We start from the raw sequence: 2,329 nt of genomic DNA on the forward strand, positions 1-2,329 counted from the left end.
CGTTACGCCATTCGTGCAGGTCGGAACTTACCCGACAAGGAATTTCGCTACCTTAGGATGGTTATAGTTACCACCGCCGTTTACTGGGGCTTAAATTCTGAGCGTCGACCCAAGGGTCTAACCCGTCCTCTTAACCTTCCAGCACCGGGCAGGCGTCAGTCCGTATACATCGTCTTGCGACTTCGCACGGACCTGTGTTTTTAGTAAACAGTCGCTTCTCCCTGGTCTCTGCGGCCCCTTCCCCTAGCCGGCAAGCGGCTTCAAGGTTGGGGCCCCCCTTCTCCCGAAGTTACGGGGGCATTTTGCCGAGTTCCTTAACCACGATTCACTCGATCGCCTTGGTATTCTCTACCTAACCACCTGAGTCGGTTTGGGGTACGGGCGGCTCGAACCTCGCTAGAAGCTTTTCTCGGCAGCATAGGATCACCCTGCTTCCCGCATTCGCGGTCACTATCAGGTCTCAGGATTCATGCGACACGGATTTGCCTATGTCGCTCCCTACACCCTTGGACGTGGACAACCATCGCCACGCGGAGGCTACCTTCCTGCGTCTCTCCATCGCTTGACTACTACCACCTCGGGTCGCGCGCTCCACCCACCATCCTTGCCCGAAGGCTCGGTGAGGTGGGTTTCGGGCGCTTAGCATCAGAAGGTTCGTCATGGGCGGTTCTACGCCGGTTCCGGAATATCAACCGGATGTCCATCGACTACGCCTGTCGGCCTCGCCTTAGGTCCCGACTTACCCAGGGCAGATTAGCTTGACCCTGGAACCCTTGGTTATTCGGCGGACGGGTTTCTCACCCGTCTTTCGCTACTCATGCCTGCATTCTCACTCGTGTGGCCTCCACGGCTGGATCACTCCGCCGCTTCCCTGGCCACACGACGCTCCCCTACCCATCAACACGCTTGGACCACCAACCCGCAGGCGTGGTGGCCGGGCAATGTGTCAATGCCACAGCTTCGGTGGTGTGCTTGAGCCCCGCTACATTGTCGGCGCGGAATCACTTGACCAGTGAGCTATTACGCACTCTTTAAAGGGTGGCTGCTTCTAAGCCAACCTCCTGGTTGTCAGTGCAACTCCACATCCTTTCCCACTTAGCACACGCTTAGGGACCTTAGCTGGTGATCTGGGCTGTTTCCCTCTCGACTACGGAGCTTATCCCCCGCAGTCTCACTGCCACGCTCTCACTTACCGGCATTCGGAGTTTGGCTAACGTCAGTAACCTGGTGAGGCCCATCGGCTATCCAGTAGCTCTACCTCCGGTAAGAAACACGTGACGCTGCACCTAAATGCATTTCGGGGAGAACCAGCTATCACGGAGTTTGATTGGCCTTTCACCCCTACCCACAGCTCATCCCCTCAGTTTTCAACCTAAGTGGGTTCGGTCCTCCACGACGTCTTACCGTCGCTTCAACCTGGCCATGGGTAGATCACTCCGCTTCGGGTCTAGACCCAGCGACTATGGCGCCCTGTTCGGACTCGCTTTCGCTACGGCTTCCCCACACGGGTTAACCTCGCCACTGAGCACTAACTCGCAGGCTCATTCTTCAAAAGGCACGCCGTCACCCCACGAAAGGGCTCCGACGGATTGTAGGCAAACGGTTTCAGGATCTATTTCACTCCCCTCCCGGGGTACTTTTCACCTTTCCCTCACGGTACTTGTCCGCTATCGGTCACCAGGGAATATTTAGGCTTAGCGGGTGGTCCCGCCGGATTCACACGGGATTTCTCGGGCCCCGTGCTACTTGGGATACTCCTATGGAGTTCACGCCATTTCGTCTACGGGGGTCGCACCCTCTGTGCCGGGCCTTTCAATGCCCTTCGACTATGACGCGAATTTCTGACTCCATGCCAGACTGTCAGACCTGACCAAGAAGTCCCACGACCCCTCACCTGCAACCCCTGACAGGTATCACACAGATGAGGTTTAGCCTCTTCCGCTTTCGCTCGCCACTACTCACGGAATCGCGGTTGCTTTCTCTTCCTGTGGGTACTGAGATGTTTCACTTCCCCACGTTCCCTCTACCCGCCCTATGTGTTCAGGCGGGAGTGACTGGACTTGCCTCCAGCCGGGTTTCCCCATTCGGAAATCCTCGGATCACAGTCTGGTTATCGACTCCCCGAGGCTTATCGCAGATTCCTACGTCCTTCTTCGGTTCCTGGTGCCAAGGCATCCACCGTTCGCCCTTAAAAACTTGACATGCACAAAGATTTTAAGATGCTCGCGTCCACTGTGTAGTTCTCAACATACCGACGACCCCCCCACCCAACCGGCGCCTCCCACAGACACAAACGTGTCCATGACGGTTCGCACGCGGCGAAGGGACC

1 rRNA gene is annotated in these 2,329 nt (G+C 56.9%); it reads right to left on the reverse strand.

Annotation, left to right across the window (positions count from 1 at the left end):
• Positions 1-2,202: ribosomal RNA gene (locus tag ABD899_RS18855) — 23S ribosomal RNA — on the reverse strand; the annotation flags it as partial.
• Between the last annotated feature and the right edge of the window lie 127 nt (positions 2,203-2,329).

Origin of the sequence: Fodinibacter luteus, assembly GCF_039541575.1 — a bacterium.
Taxonomy (GTDB): domain Bacteria; phylum Actinomycetota; class Actinomycetes; order Actinomycetales; family Dermatophilaceae; genus Fodinibacter; species Fodinibacter luteus.